Source organism: Paenibacillus sp. FW101-FHT12H11 (assembly GCF_058790355.1).
This window is the reverse complement of sequence record NZ_JBYTCO010000002.1, coordinates 457,458-481,341: the sequence shown is the minus strand read 5'-3', so window position 1 is coordinate 481,341 and position 23,884 is coordinate 457,458. Positions and strand designations below refer to the sequence as shown.

Below are 23,884 nucleotides of genomic sequence, written 5' to 3'. Positions count from 1 at the left end.
GAAAAGGGGCACTCATTCATGAAAAAGAAACTTATTATTTTAGCGGCAGCAACAACGCTAGTACTCGCAGGCTGCGGAAAAACGGAAACGGCGGAGGTTACGAAAGTGCCTTTTAAAGAAGGTTCCGCTGCGCTCCTAACGAGCATTGATCAGCTAAAAGGCCAATTAGATGCCAATAAAATTAAAGATGCGAAGAAGCTGTCAACGCAATTGGAAGATCAATGGGCCAGCTTTGAGGACGAAGTAAAGCCTAAATTCCCGGAACTTTATTTTAAAGTGGAGAAATTTTTGATTCCTTTGGAAGCCGGTTTGAAACAAGACAAGTTGGATTATCCCACATTAACAGCACTCAACACGAACGCCAAAGCAGCTATGGCGGAGTTAACGACAGCTTTTACGGAGAATAAAGGTGCTGTCAATAAAGATGTCATCGAGGCTTCCAAAGAGCTTCAAGAAGCAGCGAAAGCTTATAATAAATATGTACAAGATCAAGGGAAACAACTTGTCACCTTATTGGAACAGCTTGATGCAGCAGTGAAAAGCGGCGATTTGAAAAAAGCGCAGGAAGCTTATGGACAGTCGCGTATGCCGTATGAAAGAATTGAACCGATCATTGAGACATTCAGTGAGTTGGACGGCGTGATGGATGCTCGTGTGGACGATTTCAAGAACGAAAAAGATCCGGCATTTACAGGCTATCACCGAATTGAGCACTTGCTTTTTGTGAAAAAGAGTGTAAAAGATGCTGAACCATTCTCTGCCCGCTTACTGGAAGACGGCAAGAAAATGCAGCAGGCAATCGCAGCTACAACAATCGAACCTTCAGACTTTATCGCTGGTGTCGGGGAACTGATGGAGGAAGCGCAGTCCAGTAAAATTACAGGTGAAGAAGAACGCTGGAGCGGGGCTACTGTGCCTGTTATCCGGGCGAATGTTGAAGGCGCCCAAGCGATTTATGATCTAGTCAAAGGTGAACTGAAGAAGAAAGATGCTGCCTTAGATGAGAAAATTTCAAAAAGCTTGGCAGCTGTCATAGATACGATGAACACATTATCGCCAGTTGGACCAACGTGGAACGATTTTGGAAAACTTGATCAAGCCAAACAAGTGGATTTGAAAAATAAATTGGAAGCTTTGGCAGAGCCTCTGGTGAAAATGCCGGGAACGTTAAGTAAATAAACGAGCGGAGAGGAGAAGCGGCAATGGCGGATAAAATGAATCGCAGAGCTTTTTTGGGGATGACTGCGGCAGGAGCAGCGGGAATCGTGCTCGGTGATTTGCTGGGGAAAGCGCAAGGAGCGGTTCCAAATGCGGCAGAGGCGAATGTTAACAAAGCCAATGTTGAGAGTGAAACGATCTCTTTCTACGGCACTCATCAAACGGGTGTCGTGACGCCTGCTCAGAACTTTGCCAATGTGGCGGCTTTCGATGTTACGACTGAGAATGTGCAGGAGCTTAAAGAGCTCCTGCAGCATTGGACGGAAATGGCAGCTACGCTTATGGCAGGTAAACCGCTGGCAGCCGAGCCTCAAGAAGCCAAATTTCCTCCAACGGATACAGGGGAGCAGCTAGGATTAGATACAGGGAAATTGACGATTACTTTCGCAGTAGGTGCCTCTCTTTTCGAAAAGGAAGGGGTTGATCGATTCGGACTTCGTTTACGTAAACCTTCCGGTTTAACGGAGATGCCGATCTTTCATAAAGACTCCTTGCAGGATCAATTAACCCATGGCGATATCTTGATTCAGGCTTGTTCGGACGATCCCATGGTTTGTTTTCATGCTATTCGGAATTTAGCCAAGGCTGCACGTGGGGTTGCCCATTTGCGCTGGCAGCAAACCGGACAGTTAGGCGTCAAATCGCAAGGAACCAAGCGCAATCTGTTCGGTTTCAAGGACGGCACGAATAATCCGGCTTTGAATGATGATACATTCATGAAAAATAACGTTTGGGCAGACAGCGGTGATGGTGCCTCCTGGTTTGCCGGTGGCACCTACATGGTCGTGCGCCGCATTCAAATGCGAATTGAAACATGGGATCAACAAACGTACGTTGCTCAAGAGGACATTATAGGTCGTCAGAAAGTTTCAGGGGCACCGCTGGATGGCCAAAAGGAAATGGATCAGCCTAATTTCCAAGGAGATGCCGACGGCAAATTTACACCACTGGATTCCCACATTCGCCTTTCGAATCCGCGCACAGGCGAGAATTCCGAACGTGAACGTATTTTGCGAAGAGGCTATAATTTCATGGAGAACCTGGACAGCGTTGGACGGTTAAGCGCCGGTTTGTTGTTCGTATGTTTCAATCGGAACATTCAGACACAGTTTGAATCGATTCAGAAAAGGTTGACGAATCCGAAGCTTCCCGATCAAATGTTAGCTTATACGGATACGACAGGCGGCGGTTATTTCGCTGTGCTTCCTGGTGTTCCTTCGAAAGGTTCCTACTTAGGCCAAAGTTTATTTGCGTAACATTTGTGGAAAGATACCGGAAGGCCACGTGCCTTTCGGTTTTTTTGATTATCATGGCTATAATTGAATTTTCCTTCACAGTAAATTGACTTTCCCAAGCATTTCCTACACAATAATGAAGGAATCTGCCGATTTTAGTGGATTTCAATCGTGATAGTGCAAGGTAAAGGAGAACAATTACTTATGAAAACAACTTCACATATGGTTGAAAAAGAAATCGATGACCGTGCTGTGCTTGTAAGTCTGGTCACACAAAAGCAGAAGCGCAATGAAGCGATTGCCGAGTATTCGCTGCAGGAGCTCGTGAAACTGGCTGAAACCGCCGGTGTGCAGGTTCTGGAAACCATGACGCAGAACAAAGAGACGAAGGATAGCAAATGGTTCATCGGTAAAGGGAAAGTGGATGAACTCAAGGCAATGCTGGAAGAGTTGGGAGGCAACACGGCGATATTTGATCAAGAGTTATCGGGTGCTCAAGTCCGTAATTTGGAAGCGGCTCTCGACGTCAAAATCATTGATCGCACACAGCTTATTCTTGATATATTCGCGCAGCGTGCGAAGACGCGTGAAGGCATTATCCAGGTTGAGCTGGCACAGCTCAGCTATTTGCTTCCTAGGCTCTCCGGCCAAGGGAAGAACCTTTCCAGGCTGGGTGGCGGTATCGGTACGAGAGGGCCCGGAGAGTCCAAGCTGGAGACAGATCGCCGGCATATCCGGGGGCGTATAGACGAGTTGAAGGCGCAGCTTGAAGAGGTCGTCCGACATCGTACGCTGCATCGGGAGCGCAGGAAGAAGACCGGTGTGTTTCAGGTTGCCCTGGTCGGCTATACGAATGCCGGCAAATCAACCTTATTGAAACAATTGACGCAAGCAGACGTCTATATTGAGAATCAGCTTTTTGCTACATTAGACCCGACATCGCGAACGATGGAATTGCCAAGCGGCAAAGAGATCGTTCTTACAGATACCGTAGGATTTATTCAAAACCTGCCGCATGATCTTGTAGCTTCATTTCGTGCTACTTTGGAAGAGGCTAATGAAGCGGATCTCATTCTTCATGTTGTCGATAGCTCCACAGATATGCGCAATGAACAGATGCGCGTCGTAGGCGAGGTGCTTCAGGAGCTTGGCGCTCATCAGAAGGAACAGCTTACGATTTTCAACAAAATCGATGCTTGTTCTCAGGAAGAGCGTGAAATGCTGACGACTGAAGGAGAGTTTCTGAAGATCAGCGCTTTCAATCAAGAGGATTTGGAACGTCTGCGGATTGCTATTCAAGAGAAGCTGATGGGGGAGAGCAAAGAGTTTCGTATTCCTGCCAATAAAGGAGACGTTATCTCTTTGATGTACCGAATCGGCGATGTCCTTGAGACGGATGTGGACGGCGAGGATATGGTATTCAAAGTCCGTGTAAATAAAGACGATTATGTAAAAGTAGCTTATCAGTTGGTTGCATATGACCAGCAAGCGAAGCAAGGGCAGCAAGAGGACAGCGAGGGAGAGATTTAATAATCATGCAATTTGGGGATAAAGTCATGTCGTTGATGGAAAGTGCTGAACGCCAAGTCGAAAGCGCATTTCGTCACATTGAAAAAACAATCGATCTGAATCAATGGAAAGTGATCAGCGCTTTTCAGAAACATAAAGTAAGTGATTACCATTTCGCCTCATCTACCGGCTATGGGTACAATGATCGCGGCAGAGAGGTGCTCGACCTTGTGTATGCGGATAGCTTCGGGGCAGAGGCAGCGCTGGTTCGACCGCATTTCGTGTCAGGAACGCACACGATTGGGACTGCATTGTTCGGTGTGCTTCGGCCAGGCGAACATCTACTTTACATCACAGGGAAGCCCTATGACACCTTGCATAAGGTGATTGGCAAGCCTGGCGACGGCACTGGCTCGCTGCAGGACTTCGGGATAGGCTATGACGAGGTAGCCTTGCTGGAGGACGGATCGCCCGACTGGGCGGCTATCGCAGCTGCTATTCAGCCGAACACGAAGGTGATCGGCATCCAACGCTCGCGCGGCTACTCGTGGCGGGCGTCGTTCACAATCGAACAAATCGGAGAGATGGTCCGGTTCGTCAAAGAAATAAACCCTAATCTTATCGTTTTCGTCGATAATTGCTATGGGGAGTTCACCGAGCTGCAGGAGCCGACACAGGTTGGCGTCGATCTGATGGCTGGCTCACTGATCAAAAACCCCGGAGGCGGCATAGCCCCATCCGGCGGCTACATAGCCGGGCGGCAGGATCTCGTGGACCTCGCCGCCTATCGATTGACCGCCCCTGGCATTGGGGGCGAGGTTGGTGCCATGCTCGGCGCTACGCGAGCCATGTTTCAAGGGCTATTCCTTGCCCCGCATCTTGTCGGGCAAGCGGTTAAGGGCTCGGTGTTCGCAAGTGCCGTATTCGAACAGCTGGGCTTCGAGAGCCATCCGCGTTGGGACGCGCAGCGGACGGATTTAATCCAAGCGATCCGCTTCACGTCGGCGGATCATTTGATCACGTTCGTGCAGGGCATCCAGAAAGCGGCTGCCGTGGATTCGCACGTGGTGCCTGAGCCGTGGGATATGCCCGGCTATGAGCATCCCGTCATTATGGCGGCCGGGACCTTCATCCAGGGCGGCAGCCTGGAGTTGTCCGCCGATGCTCCGATTCGCGAGCCGTTCATCGCGTACATGCAGGGAGGACTTACCTATTCACATTGTAAGTTAGGGGTGCTAACGGCAATCCAACATATGGTAGACAAGGGATTGCTTTGAAAAATAAGACTGTGAACAAACCTTACACTCCTTGACACGTTTTTGTTACTTAGGTACAATATAGGAGAGTTACTTAACTTTGCAGGAGTGATTAGCATGAGTGATGAAATACGTAGAAATATGGCGTTATTCCCAATCGGGATCGTCATGAAGCTGACGGATCTAACCGCAAGACAAATTCGATATTACGAGCAGCATGAGCTTATTATTCCAGCCAGAACTGGCGGCAATCAACGACTCTACTCCTTTAATGATGTTGAACGACTACTTGAAATTAAAGATTTGATTGAAAAAGGCGTGAACATCGCAGGGATCAAGCAGGTGCTCATCCCCGTCGATAAAGATTCGGAAGATGCTACGATTTTGAACGAGCATACGGAAGTTAAGCGTAAGGAACTAACCGACTCCCAACTGCACAAAATGCTTAAACAGCAGTTGATAGGCGGGGGCAAGCGTCCGGATCAGGTTTCCCTCATCCAAGGACAGCTTTCCCGGTTTTATAAATAACACTCCGTAAGCGCTTGTAAAATGAGAGGAGAATGAACGTGACTTACAACAACAACTATACGAAAGAAGATATTTTGCGCATTGCTAAAGAACAGAACGTTCGGTTCATTCGCTTGCAATTTACGGACTTGATGGGAAGCATCAAGAACGTTGAGATTCCTTTCAGCCAACTTGAAAAAGCGTTAGACAACAAAATGATGTTTGACGGTTCTTCCATCGAAGGTTATGTGCGGATTGAAGAATCAGATATGTACCTGTATCCGGATTTGGATACTTGGGTAATCTTCCCTTGGGTAACGGAAAGCAAAGTGGCTCGCTTGATCTGCGATATCTACTTGCCGGATGGGCGTCCATTCCCTGGCGATCCTCGTGCTATTTTGAAAACAGCGCTGAAGCAAGCGGAAGAAATGGGCTACACAGCGATGAATGTTGGTCCAGAACCAGAGTTTTTCTTGTTCAAAACCGATGAAAAAGGCAATCCGACGACTGAACTGAATGATCAAGGCGGATACTTTGATTTGGCTCCGATGGATCTTGGTGAAAACTGCCGTCGCGATATCGTGCTAACGCTGGAAGAAATGGGCTTTGAGATTGAAGCATCTCACCATGAAGTAGCTCCTGGTCAGCACGAAATCGACTTTAAATATGCGGATGCAATTAAAGCGGCTGATCAAATTCAAACGTTTAAACTCGTTGTTAAAACGGTTGCTAGACAGCATGGTCTGCATGCTTCCTTTATGCCTAAGCCATTGTTCGGCATGAACGGTTCAGGCATGCACTGTCACCAATCGTTATTCAAAGGTGAAACCAACGCATTTTACGATGAGTCCGACAAGTTAGGTTTAAGTAATGTTGCAAGACATTATATGGCAGGTGTGCTTCGCCATGCCCGTTCCTTTGCAGCGATTACGAATCCGACTGTTAATTCCTATAAACGTCTCGTACCTGGCTACGAAGCACCTTGTTACGTCGCATGGTCTGCGAGCAACCGCAGTCCGATGATTCGTATCCCGGCTTCCCGCGGCTTAAGCACGCGCGTTGAAGTTCGTAATCCGGATCCAGCGGCGAACCCATATTTGGCGCTTGCTGTTATGCTTGCAGCTGGTCTGGACGGCATCAAAAACAAAATGCAGCTGCCTCCTCCAACGGATCGCAACATTTATGTGATGACGGAAGAAGAGAGAGAAAGCCAAGGCATCCCAAGCTTGCCACTCAACTTGAAACAAGCTTTGGACGAGCTGCTGCGTGATGATGTGATCTGTGATACACTAGGCGAGCATGCTTTAGCACATTTCTATGAGCTCAAAGAAATCGAATGGGATATGTACCGCACACAGGTTCACCAATGGGAAAGAGATCAATATCTGTCCCTATACTAAGACCATCAGCAACGTTTGAAAATTAGATAAGATAGCCCGTCATGATTCAGGCACGTCCTGAACTGATGGGCTTTTTCATGCGAAGGAGCAGGAACTCATGGATAATTTTTTAGTCAACTTAGAGAAATATGCAGAACTAGTGGTAAAAATTGGCGTTAATTTGACCAAAGGTCAAGATCTAATGATTGAGTCGCCAATGGAATGCTTGGACTTGACGCGGCTAATTGTTAAGAAAGCTTATGAGGCTGGTGCGAACTATGTGCAGGTGAATTGGCAAGATGATTTCCTGACGCGTGCGCGCTTAGAGACGGCTCATGATGATGCACTCGACTACTACCCGGTGTGGTACACGGATATGTTGGAGCGTTTTGTTGAGAATGGCGGCGCACTTCTGAATATTAAGGTGCCAGATCCAGATTTGTACGCCGGCATTGACCCTGGTGTGATTTCCAGAGCTTCAAAGGCGATGGCGACAGCACGTTCTAAGTATCAAAAATATGTAAGAACGAGCACGTTCAGCTGGTGCTTGATTAAAGCTCCTACTACTGCTTGGGCTTCCAAAGTGTATGCGGATCTTCCTGAAGAAGAGCGGATGGATGCGATGTGGGATGCAATTTTCCGTTTCAATCGCGTATATGAAAATGATCCGGTTAGCGCATGGCGAGCACATATTGAGCAGTTGAAGCGCGTTCGCAAGGTGCTGAACGATAAGCAATATGCAGCGCTGCAATATCGGGCTGCAGGGACTGATTTGCGCGTAGAGCTGCCAGTTGGCCACATTTGGCTTGGCGGGGATAAAGCGAACGCAAGAGGGATTCGCTTTGTTGCGAATATGCCGACGGAAGAAGTATTTACGATGCCCAAACGGACTGGCGTTAACGGGACGGTAACAAGTACCATGCCGCTGAATGTGAATGGCGCATTGGTTGATAAGTTTTCGTTCAGGTTCGAAGACGGGAAGGTCGTAGATTATAAGGCAGAGGTCGGCCATGAGCATTTGACTAGATTATTGGAAATGGACGAAGGCGCTCGTTATTTAGGCGAAGTCGCGCTTGTTCCCTATGATTCGCCGATATCCAATCTAAAACGGATTTTTTACAATACAGGGATTGATGAAAATGCCTCCTGCCATCTTGCTTTGGGCAGCTGCTATCCAATCAATATGAAGGATGGGGCTTCTTTATCCAACGAGGAGCTGAAAGTAAGAGGCGGAAACACTAGCTTGATCCACGTGGATTTCATGATCGGGACGTCTGATCTTGAGATTGACGGTGTGCTTCAGGATGGCAGTCTGGAGCCAATTTTCCGTCAGGGGAATTGGGCGCTTGCATTTTAAGCCTTTGAATTAGTAATAAAACCGAGGGATGGTTTGTCCTTCGGTTTTTTTGATTTTATAGGGGAACTATAGTCCCTTATATGTTTGAAAAAGCACCTCATCCACTAGTGGGGGGGAACAGCAGTTCATTCGCTAATCTGTTGATTTCACTTGTAAAACGATTGTTGGACGTCAAATAAAGTTCTGTAGTTCCTTTTCGAGATTACAATGGCTATTTCTCTCCAAATAGAGTACTTAAGTTCCCTTATCCTTTTCGTGGACCCTTAGCTGGATTCGCGCGCACCTAAAAGGACCGTCAGGATGATTCACCTGACGGTCCTTTTTAGTCTTACATATCGCGGAATAATCCGATGACACGGCCTAGAATCGTAACATTCTTGAGCAGAATCGGCTTCAAAGCAGAGTTTTCCGGTTGAAGGCGGATATGATCCTTCTCTTTGTAAAAACGTTTGACTGTCGCTTCGTCGTCTTCCGTCATCGCGACTACGATGTCACCGTTGTTCGCTGTTTGCTGCTGCTTGACGATAACATAATCGCCGTTATGTATACCGGCTTCGATCATACTGTCTCCCAGGACGCTAAGCATAAACACATTGTTGTCTCCGACCATGCTGACTGGAAGAGGGAAGTAGTCTTCGATGTTCTCTGTCGCCGTAATCGGTACCCCGGCGGTAACTTTACCTACGAGCGGTACGCGTGCAACGGAAACAGCGAAATGAGTCTCGGCGCCGTCTAAGCCAAGAATCTCGATAGCGCGAGGTTTGGTTGGATCGCGACGAATCAAACCTTTCTTCTCAAGACGCTCCAAATGCCCGTGTACGGTTGAACTGGAGGCTAGTCCGACAGCCTCGCCGATTTCGCGTACGGAAGGCGGGTAACCCTTATCTTTCACTTCGTTCTTAATGTATTCTAAAATAGCTTGTTGACGCTGCGAAATCTTACTCAATAGTTATCACTCCAATACTGGGAATCATTACCCAAAGTATAACATAGAACCCGAGTTCGTACAAACATAAGTTCGAATAAATCGTTGACTCAAACATGTGTTCGTGTTATTCTAAAAACAGAACAAATGTTTGGGGGATGATTATTCATGTATATGGCCTACTCACACACTACCAATTCACGCACACCTCATAGATCAACTGCCGCGTCCAAAGGGATTGCAACCAAATCACGTAATACGAAAACAATCATTCGATTTCTTTTTATTGCATTAATTCTGGGGACTGTCTTCTCATTCGGTGCCATGGTACAAGCTTATGCGGCGGCGTCTTCACCGACGGGCAGTATATCTAATCACGCTGAAACTAAGAAAGTTGTTCAGGAGCAAGTTGTCATTCAAGAGGGGGACACGCTCTGGGGTATTGCGACTGCTCATAAGAAAGATGGAGAGAACATTCGTTCCTATATAGATGAGATTAAGACAAAAAATCATTTAACTACGAGCTCCTTGAAAGAAGGACAGGTTTTATTGCTCCCTTAATCATTACTATCCTATGGAATGGAAATAGACGAATAGAGGCTAGGAATTATTCCTATGCCTCTTTTAGTTGTTTTCTTGACATTCCACTAGAGGGATGGCAAAGTAATAGTCATATTGAATTTTTGAACTGGAGGATCACTATGAGTGACAGTATGGAAAAAAACATCGAGCGCATTAATGAGCTTGCTCGTAAAGCGAAAACCGTTGGCTTATCGGATGCGGAAATCGATGAACGAAATGAACTGAGAAAAAAATATATTGAGGCTTTCCGAGGCAATCTTAAAGTTCAACTTGATTCCATCAAGTTCACGGACGAAGAGTAGTTGCTTTTTCACATAGAAACAACATTCAAAGGGGAAATGAATGATGACGTTGAAGGCTGTACTTTTTGATTTAGATGATACGCTCTTGTGGGATGACCGCAGTGTACAAGAAGCTTTTGAAGCAACTTGCTCGGAGGCGGCGAAACACGCGGCAGTGAATCCGGAAGAATTGGAAGCTGCTGTTCGTAAAGAAGCCCGTGCTTTATACGAATCCTATGAACCTTTTCCATTCACCAAGATGATTGGCATTAATCCGTTTGAAGGGCTTTGGGCTAATTTTACACAAGGTGAAAATGAAAATTTCCGCAAGCTGCAAGCATTAGCACCAGGTTATCGCACGGAAGCGTGGACTCGCGGGCTTCGCGCGTTAGGAGTAGAAGATGCAGAGCTGGGGTACAAGCTCGGCGAGCTTTTTCCTGCTGAACGCCGCAAGCGCCCGTACGTTTATGAAGAAACGTTCCGTGTACTTGACGCATTGAAGGGTAACTACAAGCTGCTGCTCCTAACAAACGGATCGCCTGATCTTCAAAAAGAAAAATTAGCTGACGTGCCAGCGATTACGTCCTATTTCGATCATATTGTCATTTCCGGGGAATTTGGAGTGGGTAAACCCGATGTTTCTATATTCCACCATGCGCTGGAACTTCTGGGGATTCATGCAGAAGAAGGGATCATGATCGGTGATAAGCTGACGACGGATATCCTTGGTTCCGGACGTGTAGGCATGCGCAATATTTGGATCAACCATCATGGACTACAAAGTGGAGATGAGATTGTTCCTGCGAATGAGGTATCGCGCTTAGAAGAAGTTTTACCGATTATCGCTAATGCTTAATAGAGCATAACAAAAAGCCCAACGGCGTTTTGGACAGTGAGTCCTGCGCTGTTGGGCTTTCTTCTAAATAAGGTATTAGGCTTTGATAAAAGCAGGATCTTCCACGTTATAAGCGACCCATCCATCTTTCTCGATGAAAAGACGTACGGCAACGATTTGACGATTATCCATAAGTGTAAAGAAGTGGTTGGTGTTCTCAGGAACCGAGATGACATCCCCTGGCTCAAGTTCAACATCGTAATAGCCGATTTCTTCGGATTTAATGATGAAGATCCCTTTACCTGAAACGATAGCGCGAATCTCATCTTCTGTGTGTGTGTGAACTTGCTCAAATTTCTTAAGCAGTTCTTCGATATTCGGTGTTGCATCGGAAAGGGAGATAACATCCCAGATTTCGTAACCGCGTCTTGCCGCTAAATCACGGATTTCCGGCTCATACGTGCTGATGATTTGAGCTTTCTCTTCATCATTCAGTACGAATTTCTCGCGCAGCGCTTCAGGAAGCTTGTTCGCATCCCAATGTTCATATACAACTTCTTGGCTATCCAAGAAGGCTTTGACTTGCTCTTCGCCTTCGATTCGTTCGTTGGTATTGCGAATTCTAATTTGTGCCATGCAGCATCCCTCTTTCTTAGTAAATATACTTGTATTATAGTGGAAATGATGTGCGCTGTCGATGCATGATCATAAGTTTACCCGATAAAACCTATAGGTTTTTATGATAATTCAAAATCTTTTCATAGAAGCCGTATTCTGTTACACTAAATCTTAACATAATTTGTCGATTATTTATTATTTATCGCTTCAGGATAAGTTGAAAGGGAGTCATTTCATGTCTAAACCACCGATTCAAGAGCAGCTAAAGAAAAAGATCATGATCCTCGATGGCGCCATGGGTACCATGATTCAGCAAGAGAATTTAACAGCTGAAGATTTCGGCGGCGATGATTTAGACGGCTGTAATGAAATTCTATGCGTAACACGCCCGGATGTGATTCGTAAGATTCATGAGGCTTATTTCGCCGCAGGCGCGGATATGATAGAAACGAACACGTTCGGAACGACAAGTGTAGTTCTTGCCGAATATGATCTGCAAGACCGTCATCGCGAGTTGAATCTCGCTGCAGCCAAGTTGGCGATCGAGGCAGCGAACAAATATTCAACGCCGGAATGGCCGCGATATGTCGTAGGGGCTATGGGGCCAACAACCAAAACCTTATCAGTAACAGGTGGCGTTACGTTCGACCAATTGGAAGATAGTTACTACGAACAAGCTTTAGCTTTATGTGAAGCAGGGGTCGATGCTATTCTTCTGGAAACGTCACAAGATACACTGAACGTGAAAGCAGGGAGCATTGGGATTCGCAGAGCTTTTGAAAAGCTGGGCTTCGAGCTTCCGATTATGATCTCGGGAACGATTGAACCAATGGGTACAACACTAGCCGGGCAGAATATCGAATCCTTTTATATCTCGCTTGAACATTTGAAACCTATTTCTATGGGATTGAACTGTGCTACAGGCCCTGAGTTCATGAGGGATCACATCCGAACGCTGGCGGGTATTGCAGAAACTGCAATCAGCTGTTATCCGAACGCCGGATTGCCGGATGAGAATGGTCATTATCATGAATCGCCGGAATCTTTGGCCAAGAAAATGGCCGGTTTTGCCGAGCAGGGCTGGCTTAATATTGCCGGCGGATGCTGTGGAACAACTCCTGAGCACATTCGTGCTATGGCAGAAACACTTAGCGAGTACAAACCTAGAACGGAATATGGAACCCATTTACCCGCTGTTTCGGGGATTGAAACCTTATTTATCGAACCTGAGAACCGCCCTATCATGGTCGGTGAACGTACGAATATTTCGGGATCGCGTAAATTCAAACGCTTGATTAAAGAAGGCAAATTTGAAGAAGGTTCAGAAATTGCCCGTAATCAGGTGAAAAACGGAGCACACATCATCGATATCAATTTGCAGGATACGGATATTGATGAGGCTTACGCGGTAGAAGAATTCATGCAGCAGGTGGTCAAAAAGGTGAAGGTGCCTTTGATGATTGACTCCACGTATGATCACATTATCGAGTTGGGACTTAAATACTCGCAAGGTAAAGCGATTATTAACTCCATTAACCTGGAGGATGGCGAATCGAAATTTGCCGGGATTTTACCTCTCATCCATAGATATGGGGCTGCCGTTGTTTGTATTCTCATTGATGAACGAGGCCAGGCTGTATCGCGCGAAGCGAAAATTGAGGTTGCAACAAGAGCTTATGAGCTGCTAACCGAGAAATACGGGATGAATCCAGAGGATATCATTTTTGATCCGAATATGTTCCCTGTCGGCTCTGGGGATCCGCAGTATATCGGTTCTGCTGTTGAAACGATCGAGGGAATCAAGTTGATTAAAGAGAAATACCCAAGAGCCAAAACCATTCTTGGTTTGAGTAATATCTCATTCGGATTACCGGATGCTGGACGCGAAGTGTTGAACTCGGTTTATTTGTACCATTGTACGAAAGCCGGTCTTGATTATGCGATTGTGAACACAGAGAAGTTGGAGCGTTATGCCTCTATTTCAGAGGAAGAACGTCAACTGGCTGAGGAACTGATTTACAATACGAATGATGAGACTTTGGCGAAATTTGTCGCTCATTTCCGTGAGAAGAAGGTCGAGAAGAAGGAGAAGATTTCCAATCTGACCTTGGAAGAGCGCCTTGGTTCTTATGTGGTGGAAGGGACGAAGGAAGGGTTAATTCCAGATTTGGAAATTGCGCTGCAAACTTATTCGCCTCTTGAAGTGATTAATGGACCGCTTATGAGAGGGATGGAGGAAGTAGGCCGCCTTTTCAATGGCAATGAATTGATTGTTGCTGAAGTACTTCAGAGCGCTGAGGTCATGAAAGCATCCGTTAGTTATTTGGAACCTTTTATGGAGAAATCCGAAACGGCTGTCAAAGGAAAAATTATTTTGGCAACCGTTAAAGGTGATGTGCATGATATCGGTAAAAATTTGGTCGAAATTATTCTGTCGAACAATGGCTACAAAATTGTAAACCTTGGAATCAAAGTACCGCCTGAGCAAATCATTGATGCACAGCGGAAAGAAAACGCAGATGCGATCGGTTTATCGGGTCTATTGGTAAAATCCGCTCAGCAGATGGTTATTACCGCACAAGACTTGCGTACGGCAGGTGTAGATGTGCCGATTCTGGTAGGTGGCGCCGCGCTGACACGGAAATTCACCAAAACGCGTATTCAACCGGAGTACGAAGGTGTTGTGCTCTACGCGAAGGATGCCATGGACGGTCTAGATATTGCTAACCGGTTAAGCGACCCTGAGCAGCGCAAACGTCTCATCCAAGAACTAAGAGAAAATCTGGAATCCGATGTCATGGATACAGGCAAGAAGGAAGAGAAACTACCGCAGCTTACGCGTGTGAGTTCGTCTGCAGTGTCCAAGGATTTGCCTGTACAAGTGCCGCAAGATACAGAACGCCATATCATGAGAGATTACCCGATTAGCCATCTCATGCCTTATGTGAACATGCAAATGCTGCTCGGCCATCATCTCGGTCTCAAAGGGAAGGTTGAAGCCCTGCTTAGCGATCGGGATGCGAAGGCTATGCAGCTTAAAGATACGGTCGATTCCATTCTGTACGCGGCTCAAAATAACGGGATCATTAAAGCACATGGTATGTACCGCTTCTTCCCGGCGCAATCCAGCGGGAACGATGTCATTGTCTACGATCCGCAAGATCATAGCAAGGTTCTTGAGACCTTCACATTCCCGCGTCAGGACAAAGAGCCGTATCTATGCCTAGCTGACTATTTAAAATCCGTAGAGAGTGGTCAGATGGATTATGTAGGCTTCTTGCTTGTGACAGCTGGGCATGATATTAATGAGTTGGCTAAGGAATGGCGCGACAAAGGAGATTACTTGAAATCTCACGCGCTGCAAGCGACTGCCCTGGAAGTAGCGGAAGGTTTTGCAGAGCGAATCCACCATATTATGAGGGATGTTTGGGGTATCGCGGATCGCGTCGATATGACGATGCAGGAGAGATTCGGTGCCAAATACGTCGGCCAACGATTCTCCTTCGGATATCCGGCATGTCCGAATCTCGAAGACCAAGCCAAGCTGTTCAATCTTCTGAAGCCGGAAGATATTGGCGTTGAGCTGACAGAGTCATTCATGATGGAGCCGGAAGCGTCGGTATCGGCTATCGTGTTCGCCCACAAAGAAGCGCGTTATTTCAATGTAGGCTAAGAAAAGTTATGGCATAAAGCGAGGCAGCTTATCCGAACACCATGTTCGGCAGCGACCTCGCTTTCCGTGTTACGAACAGTGATTTTCAGAGAGATTGGGGTTTTAGAACGTGGAACTATATTTTTTGGGAACAGGGGCAGGCATGCCTTCCAAGCAGCGCAATGTCACATCGATTGCTCTTAACTTGCTGGATGAGCGTGGAACCTATTGGTTATTTGACTGTGGTGAAGGCACCCAACAGCAGATTATGAATTCTCCCGTGAAACTCGGACGGACGGAGATGCTGTTCATCACGCATTTGCATGGAGACCATTTATACGGATTGCCAGGCTTGTTAACCAGCCGCTCGTATTTGGGTGGCGATACACCGCTTACGATGTTTGGCCCTCCGGGGCTCAAACGATTTGTTGACACGGCTCTAGAAGTTAGCGGCGCGCATCTGACCTATGCGCTCAAGATTGTGGAAATCGAGGAGGAAGGACTCCTCTTTGAAGATGACACCTTCTTGGTGGAGACTGCGCGTTTGGAGCACCGCATCGAATGTTTCGGTTATCGGATCATCGAGAAGGACCAACCCGGGAAGCTGATGTTGGATAAGTTGACGGCGCTAGGTATCCCCGCCGGGCCGATCTACGGGAAGCTTAAGCAAGGGCAGACGGTTCAGCTTGAAGATGGGCGCACACTGCATGGCGCCGATTTCCTGGGTGCGGCGATACCGGGACGCATCGTCGTTATTCTCGGCGACACGCGTTATTGCAGCGGGGCACAGCTTTTGGCTCGAGGCGCCGACGTTCTTGTGCATGAGGCGACATTCGCCATGGATAAGCAGGAACTAGCCTATTCTTTCGATCATGCGACATCTACGGATGCGGCACGGATTGCGCAAGAAGCAGGAGCGAATGCCTTGATTATGACGCACATTAGTTCGCGCTACCAAGGGGACGCTGTGCTGGAACTGCTGCAAGAAGCACAGCATCATCACAGCAACAGCCACATTGCCAAAGACTTTTGGAGTTTTGATGTGCCGCGAAAAGGATAGGGAGCATGGAATGGGACTATTTCGGAAGGTCAGTGATGGCCGAACGGATAGTCTCTTTTTTATCCAGTTAGTCGTGTCCATCCGTCGGAAAAAGTCATTTTCGCAATTCTTACTCATACACTATCCAAAAGGTGTGTAGACTGAGGTGACGAAATGGGGATTCCAGCAGCAGAAATACTGCTTTCTATCTTTATGTCCTCGATTTTTTATGTTATGTTAAGGGAAATAAGAAATGCTTATAAAGATTCTGGATGAACCTGTTTTTGAGCGGAAAGGGAGACAACATGCTTGGTTTTGCAATTTTATTGGCTTTTAATTTCATAGGGTATGTGATTCAAATGGGCCTGCACCTGCCGCTACCTGGCAACGTGATCGGGCTCATGCTATTTACAGCGGCTTTATTCGCTAAGCTGGTTAAACTTGAATGGGTGGAAGACGCCGCGTCGCTGCTGACCAGGCATATGATGCTTTTTTTTATCCCCTACACGGTTGGTATTCTCTTGTTTCTGCCTATTATTGGTGCCAATCTGGTTGCGATTTGCGGTGGTATCGTCGGTGCGACGGCCGTCGTTCTGATCGTTACGGGATGGGTATCCTCCAAGCTAGGTAAGGAAGGGGAAAAATATGGCGGGTAATATGCTGCAGAACCCCTTATTCGGTTTATCATTGAGTGTTCTGATTTATGCGTTCGCTAATGTGATGTATCAGCGATGGCGGTTTATGCATCCGCTTTTTGTATGTACAGGACTTATTATTCTTATTTTAGTTGGATTTCGAATTCCTTTTGAAGACTTTAAACGAGGGGCGGACGTTCTCACGCTTCTTCTTGGACCGGCAACCGTTGCCTTAGGCGTCCCGCTGTATAAATACAGATCCTTAATCCGGTCCAATTTAAAGCGCGTCATGCTTAGCGTATTGGCAGGATCCATCACCGGCATTGCATCGAGCGCAGCTATTGTTGGACTCCTTGGCGGCAGCCAGTCAATTATTCTAAGTATGCTGCCTAAATCGGTTAGTTCGCCAATTTCCATTGAAATCGCTACGCGGTTAGGGGCGATACCGGAGCTTACGGCCGTTCTGACGACGATGACGGGTTTGTTTGGCAGCATGTTTGGCACACGTTTGTTGAATTGGCTGAAGATAAGTGACGACATCTCCATCGGAATTGCTCTAGGGACGGCCGCACATGGTATTGGAACAGCGAAAGTTGTTAAGGATTCAGAACAACAGGGCGGTTTTGCCGGACTGTCCATGGCGATCTGTGGCATCATGACATCCATTTTATTCATACCGATCTATTACTGGCTCCAATGACTTTGTAAATGAACAGGATAAACCGTATTTCGTCAAAGTGGCGAATGCGGTTTATTTCATTTTCCAAACATTACAATTTTTTTACAATACGAAAACGAAACCATAATAAACCTCTGCTACGATGGAACAGTGAGAATCCAGTAGAAAGGCGTGAAGAAGATGAGTGGACCCCTTCTGAATACGGCGCCTCAGCAGGCCAAACTAACAGTTAGGCTTGCAAGCAGCGCGGATGAAATTGAGCAGGCCATGAGACTAAGGTATCAGGTTTTCGTTGAAGAAGAGAAAAACATGCGAATGCTCAATGAGGAAGGTCTTGAAAAAGACGCTTATGATGCGTACTGCGATCATCTCATTGTGAAAGATTTGGACACAGATCAGGTTGTAGGGACTTACCGTCTGCTTCCAGGAGATCGTGCCCTTCAAGGCATAGGTTTTTATTCGGAGACCGAATTTAATTTAGCGGCTTATACCGCGTATAAAGAACAGACGCTGGAGCTCGGGCGCAGCTGCATTGCACCGGAGTATCGCGGCGGGAAAGCGATTCAGCTGTTATGGGAAGGCATTGCCGGTTACATTACGGAGCGAAATTACACTCATTTAATTGGCTGCGCTAGTGTACATATGAGCAATCTAGAGGATTTAAATCTCATTTATACGATGCTGCTTCAAAAACAGGTTATTACTAACCGATACGGTATCGAACCGCTATCCACCCACCGGATACCCGGGCTTGCTCGATTGGAAGTTGAATGCAATGAGAAAGATGTGTTTCGTAAGCTGCCCCCACTCATGAAGGGTTATCAATGGCTCGGTGCTGAAATTGGCGGCGATCCGGCGTATGATGAGCTTTTTGAGACCGTCGATTTCTTTATCATTTTGGAAAAAGAGCGGGTTACAAGACGGTACAAACGTCATTTTCTAACAACGTAGGCAAGGAGGATTTGCTTTGTATGATTGGATCGCCAAGCTAACTTCAGATGAACAAAAACTGGCGCGTATCGAACACAGGCTGCGAATCGTTCCGCTTTGGGTTTTGCATGCGGTGTGTGCGTTTATCTCTTTTGCCGGTCATGCTGCTTTGCGTAATAGCTTAGTTAGACGAGTGGAGCATAATATTGCCGATTTACTTGATGACATGCCGAAACGAGCCATTCGAGCGACTTCCAAGAATTATATGGACAATGTTGTGTTTACGCTTGTTGAGATTCTTTTCTTATCTAAGCGACTTTTAAAATTGCAAACGCATCATTTCGATGTGCAGGGCGAGGAAAATCTTCGAGAAGCTCAAAGCCGATCGAACGGAAAGGGTTTTATCGTCTATACGCCGCATATGGGCAACTTTTTTTACTACTACTGGTATTTGACCCGGAAATACGATTGTTTGACCGTCGCTTCAGCAGGCAGTCAGGAGCTTAGGCCGCTTTATCTGAAATTTGCTGCCATGGGCTGCAAGGGGCTGGATTATGACAGTGTTCCTCCTCTGGAGCTGTATCGGACTTTAAAGAAGCATTTGCAGAATGGTGGAGTCGTTTTTCTGCTGGGTGACTTCTGGCGCGCTTCCTTTCCGTTATCCCGTTTCTTCGGGAGATTGACTCGTACGCCTGAGGGCGCAGCTATGCTTGCTCATGATTTGCGAATCCCCATTGTACCGTTCTACGGGCATCGCACCCGCGGATTCAACCACAAGCTCATCTTTGGTTCGCCTCTTGAACTGCAAGGTGATTTATCCGGGCGTATCGCACGCGCCGAGGTGAACCTGCAGCTGAATGGGTTCATGGAGCGGGTCATCCGTGAGCAGCCGGGTTCTTGGTTCTATTGGTTCAATGTGCATGAACGTTGGGAAGAAACATCTGTCACAAATGCTGATCAAACGACATCATCTGAAGTAGGGTAGCACATATATGACAAAGGATGGGTGATTGACACATGGACACAGGAAGCCATTTATTGTTCGGCGTCACCTTAGCAGGCCTTGCTTGTTTGGAGCCTGTCGTATCGCAAGATCCGAATTTGACCCACGCAATTCTGGCCGGAACGCTCATTGGCTCGCATGCCCCTGATTTTGACACGATCGCAAGAATCAAAGGGTATACGAACTATTTGCGTGTTCATCGAGGAATTACCCATTCCTTGCCGGCACTATTTATTTGGCCGATTGTGCTCAGTTTACCGCTTGCAGCTATCTTTGGAGTATGGGATCATTTCTTTAGCCTGTATATGTGGACTTTATTGGCCGTTGTTTTTCATGTGTTTTTGGACTTATTTAACGTATATGGCGTGCAATGTCTCCGCCCGTTCTCTTCCAAATGGCATCATCTCGATACCCTCTGTCTCTACGAGCCTTTCCTGTTCGTCCTGCATACCGTTGGCGTCCTTATTTGGATTTTTGTTTGGCACGGCAGCGGGGGGCTTCATATCGGGGAGATGTTCGCGCTGATTTACGTGGCTACCTTCTTTTACATTGCCATTCGGAGCGAACAGCGGAAACGATTTGTCAAATTGGTGAAAAAGGAACTGAATCTGGAAGACGGGATATGCCATCTCATTCCCAGCCTCAGTTGGTTCCGTTGGCAATTCGTCATTGAAAGCGATACGCGGTTTTACTTGGGCGAAATTCGGGATGGTTCCGTCGTGACGGAAGTGGAATATAGCAAAATTGACTATAACCAGGAACAGTCACACCCGATCGTGCAAGCTACCTTGGCTACGGATGGCGTCCGTGCCTTCCTGCACTTTGCGCAGCGCATTCATGTGTGCTGGACCGAGAAAACGGACGGCTATGAAGTGCAGTGGCGCGATGTCCGATTCTGGCATCAACGCAAGCTGCCATTTGGCGTAAATGTTCATCTGGATCGCGACATGAATGTCGTCAGCGACACGCTGGGATGGGATAAAAAGGCGTGGGACCCACCCTACGTCTAAGGTCGAGAACAGCTTAAGAAGCCTTGCTCCTATTAGGGAGTGAGGCTTTTTTGGCATTTCGGGAAAGGGACACAAATTGAGCTCTGATTGTCATTTTTTATGCAGGAAAACAGTGATTGGAGTCGAAAATATGGTACAATAGTCCTATATTAAAAGTCCTATATTTGCAGATGCGTGTCAGGTTGAAATTATTAAATTTAGGAGCGCATGAGATGAGTAGAAGAGAGCCCCGTGAAGAGGGATTTACGCTGATAGAGGTTCTGGCTGCGACGGTTATATTGTCTGTGGCTTCCATGGCGATGCTGGCGTTTTTCATTAACGCGATGTCGTATAACAAAGGGAATCAGAATAAAACGGTGATGGTGAATTTGGCGAGGAATGCTTTGTTTTATATGGAGAAGCAGAATTATGCGACGATCCATAATTATTTTATTGATCCTGCTACGAGTAAGCTAAAAGAGAATCCAGCTATTTCTTCCATAGACTGCAGTGCTAGAAATATTTGTAAGTATAATGATTTGCAAAATTTATTTCTAAATCCGAATATGAAGCTCTGGGAAGTGCTTAATCCCAAGGTCAATGATATTGAATATCAAATATCCGCTTCTTATCAAGATAAATTAACAGAAGAGTTAGAAAGTGATCCTGTCAAAAAAGGGATGGAGGATTATTTGCTACCTATTCGTGTTGAAGTGAGTGTCAAAGATAAAAACGTGAATAACGGAAGAAATAAACCTGTTATTGTGGAGGGCTATATTGCAAATGAGTCGATTCGTTAACAGCATTAAAGAGCAAAAGGGTTACTCGTTGGTCGAGCTCATTGCTGCTTTAAGCATTTTCTCTTTAATAGCTGGATCCATATATGGGGTGATTAATTTTGGTTTCAAGGCTTATGATCGAGTGAATGTCGAGAACTCTCTGCGTGATGAAGGCGATATCATTATGTCGTCGATTATGAGTGAACTGTATACACAAGGCCCAGACACTATAGAAAACTTCAGCTCGAACAATGAAACTGGAATTTTAATGCACATAATAACAAAGGATGAACAAGATGTGGAGCACATTTCAACACGTCATGTGGTCATTGATAATGTCGACCATAAAGTTTATATCTATAACGATCAAAAAACGGTTGGCAGTGGCCTGGAATTAAAATCTCAAGTTATGAGCGATTCTATGATTCACATTAACAGTTGTACGAATGGATGTACGAACGGGCTTATCAATGTCACATTGGAATTAAGTCAGACTTCCAAAGGAAGAGATCACAAACTCAAGCTGCAAAGCCAGTTCGGTTTCTAAGGAGGAGTAGCATGTTTCGCGAGGAGCGCGGTTCAGCATTGCTGTTAGTTTTATTTATGGTTCTTATTTTTTCGATATTAGGTTTGGCTGTGTTGAGTGCAAGCATAGGCGGGGCAACGAGAACGGAGACGAAGCAAAAGGATGTTCAAAGTCTACATTTGGCAGAGAAGGCGTTGAATGAGGCTGCTGCTTATATTATGTCCGATTTTCAAAGTCAGGATGGCGTTAATATTGATGAAGTTCAATCCAGGTTGGATGAAATTACGGTGCGGTTAAATGGGAGAGCGACCAGTACTGAATTGGATCAACATGTTGGTGAGGCCAGAGGGAAAATATATAGTATTGAATTCAAACAAAATAAAAAAAAGGACAGCTCGCTGAATTATAAAATAACGATTAATGCTGAAGCTACTGTGAATAATGTCACGCGTCTACTTACCCAGGATCTTATTTTGGACACGTTTCCAGATTCACTGAAATATGCGATGGGTTCGGAAGGTACGGTGTTGATTAACGGGTCGCCTTATATCATCGGTGATATTTATGCGGGGGAGGCATTAAAGGTTAAAAATGAAGCCGAATATTTGTACCTTGGTAAGCCGTTATATCAGTCGACGAAATTCCCGAAATTGGAGGGAAGCGCCTACGTTCAAAAGAATGCATCCGGGGACGGGTTAAATGCTTATTATTGTGAAACGGTAAGCGACACATCATCTCAAACCAGTCCGCAATGTGACACACTTGAAAATGTCGACAACAGCAATAGCGACTATAAAAGCATTAGTGAAGAAGAGGGAGAAGGCGTAAAAACAATTAAAGACGTGCTGACAAGCACGGATCCGGCGAATATACATGTCAAAGATCAGAGTAAATTTGCAGGTATTGAAGTAAACGAAGCCTTCGTGGATAAAATGGTTCAGGCTATCGGGAAAAACACTGCAAATCCAGACAAACAAAGAATGGATGTGAAAACGGAGTTGGCGTCACGGGACCGTCTGACGAACTATTTGCGTCCATTGATGCAGGTTATTGAACCCCTGCCTGAAATAGCGCCTGATCTTGCCGATGCTGCAGGGTATGCCGATTACATGGCAAAGAAAAGTAATCTTGCGGCTTTATTTTCATCCGAGCTTGAGAATACGATCATGTATAATGGCAATTTAACGATAGATGGCGGCGAGGTATTCAGTCAATTGCTTTACAAAGAAAGCGTGAAAAACCCCGAGCCCCCTAATTTTAATAAAAGCAGTTGGTTCATCGTAAATGGTGATTTGACGATTAATAATATTAGCTCAGAAGCAAACTTCTTTAACATAAGAGCTAATATCCTGGTTACAGGAAATCTGTCTATTCGTAACACCGTTAATATGGATTCCACCATCTATACGTTAGGCAAAACGGAGATTGTCGATGCTTCTATTTTAGGTATGAAGGGTCCAGATCCAGATGGTGATGAGAAAGAGTTAGTTCTTATTTCAAAAGGTGCAATTGATATATATCGTGTCAATTCGTTTCGTGATATTAAAGAACCTTTTAAGTATAATTCGGAGTCAGCTGGGAACAAACCGGTGGAGACGCATGAGGATAATCCTCCAATTTTAAGAGCCTTTTTTTACACGGATAGTGATGCGACGATCTATGGGGTGGGTTCCGTTTTTTGGGTGTATGGCGGATTTTTTGCCAAAGGTAACCTGACGGTAAATGCCATTCGAGGGAATGCTACAGGCCATGTAGAAAGCATTCAAATGGATGATCAAACGCAAGTAACCTCGGAGAATCTGTCGCGTCTCATTATCGATTATAACAGTAAAATTTTTGAGAATCAGAAGGTTGGTTTACCACGTGTTTCTAAAGTAGGCTTGACGGTAGGGAAGAAAAAACAAGTGACGGAGTTTAAATGATACTGGTAAAAAAGAGGCTGTCCCAATG

General features: G+C 46.0%; 22 protein-coding genes. 20 read left to right on the top strand and 2 right to left on the bottom strand.

Annotation, left to right across the window (positions count from 1 at the left end):
• Positions 1-18 precede the first annotated feature (18 nt).
• From AC3WTJ_RS07865 to AC3WTJ_RS07835, 7 genes are all read left to right on the top strand, one after another.
• Positions 19-1,179, top strand: a complete 1,161-nt coding sequence (locus AC3WTJ_RS07865; protein ID WP_492521357.1) for an imelysin family protein — start codon at positions 19-21, stop codon at positions 1,177-1,179.
• Between the two features lie 23 nt (positions 1,180-1,202).
• Positions 1,203-2,474: an iron uptake transporter deferrochelatase/peroxidase subunit gene (gene efeB / locus AC3WTJ_RS07860; RefSeq protein WP_492521356.1), complete on the top strand. Its 1,272-nt coding sequence runs from the start codon at positions 1,203-1,205 to the stop codon at positions 2,472-2,474.
• A gap of 183 nt (positions 2,475-2,657) precedes the next feature.
• On the top strand, positions 2,658-3,983 hold the full coding sequence (hflX, locus tag AC3WTJ_RS07855) for a GTPase HflX (RefSeq protein ID WP_492521355.1): 1,326 nt from the start codon (positions 2,658-2,660) through the stop codon (positions 3,981-3,983).
• 35 nt (positions 3,984-4,018) lie between these two features.
• Positions 4,019-5,239, top strand: coding sequence for a methionine gamma-lyase family protein (locus AC3WTJ_RS07850; RefSeq protein WP_492521662.1), 1,221 nt, complete (start codon positions 4,019-4,021; stop codon positions 5,237-5,239).
• A 96-nt stretch (positions 5,240-5,335) separates the two neighbouring features.
• Complete coding sequence (locus AC3WTJ_RS07845) at positions 5,336-5,746, top strand: MerR family transcriptional regulator (RefSeq protein ID WP_127451665.1); 411 nt, start codon at positions 5,336-5,338, stop codon at positions 5,744-5,746.
• Positions 5,747-5,784: 38 nt separating this feature from the next.
• Positions 5,785-7,125: a type I glutamate--ammonia ligase gene (glnA, locus tag AC3WTJ_RS07840; protein ID WP_309491814.1), complete on the top strand. Its 1,341-nt coding sequence runs from the start codon at positions 5,785-5,787 to the stop codon at positions 7,123-7,125.
• Between the two features lie 97 nt (positions 7,126-7,222).
• Complete coding sequence (locus tag AC3WTJ_RS07835) at positions 7,223-8,461, top strand: aminopeptidase (RefSeq protein ID WP_492521354.1); 1,239 nt, start codon at positions 7,223-7,225, stop codon at positions 8,459-8,461.
• A 328-nt stretch (positions 8,462-8,789) separates the two neighbouring features.
• On the opposite strand, the gene lexA is transcribed toward AC3WTJ_RS07835, so the two are convergent.
• Positions 8,790-9,407: a transcriptional repressor LexA gene (lexA, locus tag AC3WTJ_RS07830; protein ID WP_492521353.1), complete on the bottom strand. Its 618-nt coding sequence runs from the start codon at positions 9,405-9,407 to the stop codon at positions 8,790-8,792.
• Positions 9,408-9,554: 147 nt separating this feature from the next.
• Between lexA and AC3WTJ_RS07825 the strand changes: the two genes are divergently transcribed.
• The 3 genes from AC3WTJ_RS07825 (at position 9,555) to AC3WTJ_RS07815 (ending at position 11,105) form a co-directional block, all read left to right on the top strand.
• Positions 9,555-9,947, top strand: coding sequence for a LysM peptidoglycan-binding domain-containing protein (locus tag AC3WTJ_RS07825; RefSeq protein ID WP_492521352.1), 393 nt, complete (start codon positions 9,555-9,557; stop codon positions 9,945-9,947).
• 140 nt (positions 9,948-10,087) lie between these two features.
• Positions 10,088-10,270 carry a DUF896 domain-containing protein gene (locus AC3WTJ_RS07820; RefSeq protein ID WP_127451673.1) on the top strand — a complete coding sequence of 61 codons (183 nt, stop codon included), beginning with the start codon at positions 10,088-10,090 and terminating at the stop codon, positions 10,268-10,270.
• 43 nt (positions 10,271-10,313) lie between these two features.
• A complete protein-coding gene (locus tag AC3WTJ_RS07815; protein WP_492521661.1) occupies positions 10,314-11,105 on the top strand; it encodes an HAD family hydrolase in 792 nt (263 codons plus the stop codon).
• Between the two features lie 75 nt (positions 11,106-11,180).
• Here the strand turns inward: AC3WTJ_RS07815 and AC3WTJ_RS07810 are convergent, their stop codons facing one another.
• Positions 11,181-11,720 (bottom strand): 1,2-dihydroxy-3-keto-5-methylthiopentene dioxygenase, encoded by a 540-nt coding sequence (locus AC3WTJ_RS07810; protein WP_492521351.1) that lies wholly within the window; start codon positions 11,718-11,720, stop codon positions 11,181-11,183.
• Between the two features lie 217 nt (positions 11,721-11,937).
• On the opposite strand from AC3WTJ_RS07810, the gene metH reads away from it, so the two are divergent.
• From metH to AC3WTJ_RS07760, 10 genes are all read left to right on the top strand, one after another.
• On the top strand, positions 11,938-15,375 hold the full coding sequence (metH, locus tag AC3WTJ_RS07805; protein WP_492521350.1) for a methionine synthase: 3,438 nt from the start codon (positions 11,938-11,940) through the stop codon (positions 15,373-15,375).
• A 109-nt stretch (positions 15,376-15,484) separates the two neighbouring features.
• Positions 15,485-16,414, top strand: coding sequence for a ribonuclease Z (gene rnz / locus AC3WTJ_RS07800; RefSeq protein ID WP_492521349.1), 930 nt, complete (start codon positions 15,485-15,487; stop codon positions 16,412-16,414).
• A gap of 284 nt (positions 16,415-16,698) precedes the next feature.
• The gene (locus tag AC3WTJ_RS07795; RefSeq protein ID WP_407872286.1) at positions 16,699-17,049 is read left to right on the top strand and encodes a CidA/LrgA family protein; all 351 of its coding nucleotides are present in this window, start codon (positions 16,699-16,701) and stop codon (positions 17,047-17,049) included.
• Positions 17,039-17,728 (top strand): LrgB family protein, encoded by a 690-nt coding sequence (locus tag AC3WTJ_RS07790; protein ID WP_492521348.1) that lies wholly within the window; start codon positions 17,039-17,041, stop codon positions 17,726-17,728. The genes AC3WTJ_RS07795 and AC3WTJ_RS07790 overlap by 11 nt, the downstream gene beginning before the upstream one ends.
• Positions 17,729-17,887: 159 nt before the next feature.
• Positions 17,888-18,658 carry a GNAT family N-acetyltransferase gene (locus AC3WTJ_RS07785; RefSeq protein ID WP_492521347.1) on the top strand — a complete coding sequence of 257 codons (771 nt, stop codon included), beginning with the start codon at positions 17,888-17,890 and terminating at the stop codon, positions 18,656-18,658.
• Positions 18,659-18,674: 16 nt separating this feature from the next.
• The gene (locus AC3WTJ_RS07780) at positions 18,675-19,622 is read left to right on the top strand and encodes a lysophospholipid acyltransferase family protein (protein WP_492521346.1); all 948 of its coding nucleotides are present in this window, start codon (positions 18,675-18,677) and stop codon (positions 19,620-19,622) included.
• A 32-nt stretch (positions 19,623-19,654) separates the two neighbouring features.
• Positions 19,655-20,650 (top strand): metal-dependent hydrolase, encoded by a 996-nt coding sequence (locus AC3WTJ_RS07775; protein ID WP_492521345.1) that lies wholly within the window; start codon positions 19,655-19,657, stop codon positions 20,648-20,650.
• 212 nt (positions 20,651-20,862) lie between these two features.
• Positions 20,863-21,429 carry a type IV pilus modification PilV family protein gene (locus AC3WTJ_RS07770; RefSeq protein WP_492521344.1) on the top strand — a complete coding sequence of 189 codons (567 nt, stop codon included), beginning with the start codon at positions 20,863-20,865 and terminating at the stop codon, positions 21,427-21,429.
• Entirely contained in the window at positions 21,413-21,955 is a 543-nt protein-coding gene (locus AC3WTJ_RS07765; RefSeq protein WP_492521343.1) for a PulJ/GspJ family protein, read from the top strand. Before AC3WTJ_RS07770 ends, AC3WTJ_RS07765 begins: the two co-directional genes overlap by 17 nt.
• 11 nt (positions 21,956-21,966) lie before the next feature.
• Positions 21,967-23,856, top strand: coding sequence for a hypothetical protein (locus tag AC3WTJ_RS07760; RefSeq protein WP_492521342.1), 1,890 nt, complete (start codon positions 21,967-21,969; stop codon positions 23,854-23,856).
• Positions 23,857-23,884: the final 28 nt, after the last annotated feature.